Below are 516 nucleotides of genomic sequence, written 5' to 3'. Positions count from 1 at the left end.
GAGGGGCCGTCGGCGACGTACAACATGCCGTTCGTGCTGCGGCTGACCGGCGAGCTGGACCATCAGGCGCTGGAAGCCGCGCTCAACGACGTCATCACCCGCCACGAAACCCTCCGCACCACCTTCCCCGACATCGATGGCAAGCCGTACCAGCACATCGTCGCCCCGGAGGACACGCGGATCACCCTGACCGTGGAGCAGGTGAGCGAGGTCACCTTGGCGGACGCGCTCCAGAACGCGGCTCGTCACGAGTTCCACCTCTCACAGCACACCGCACTGGGCGCCTGGCTGTTCACGCTCAACGCCACGGACGCCGTGCTCGCGTTGGTGGTGCATCACATCGCGGGTGATGGGTGGTCGGTGGGTCCGCTGGCGCGGGATCTGGCGGCGGCGTACGGGGCTCGGTGTGCGGGTGGGGAGCCGGTGTGGGAGCCGTTGCCGGTGCAGTACGCGGATTACACCCTGTGGCAGCGGGAGTTGCTGGGCGAGGAGCACGATCCGGAGAGCCGTTTCAGC

At 68.2% G+C, this 516-nt stretch carries 1 protein-coding gene; it reads left to right on the top strand.

Annotation, left to right across the window (positions count from 1 at the left end; genetic code table 11):
* Positions 1 to 516: condensation domain-containing protein (locus ACTWQH_RS32835; protein WP_443290469.1), on the top strand; the 516-nt coding region annotated here is incomplete at both ends.

The sequence above is a fragment of the Streptomyces sp. 6N223 genome (genome assembly GCF_052246635.1).
GTDB lineage: Bacteria > Actinomycetota > Actinomycetes > Streptomycetales > Streptomycetaceae > Streptomyces.
Note: the sequence above shows the minus strand (reverse complement) of the source record. Positions and strands in the feature narration are given on the sequence as shown.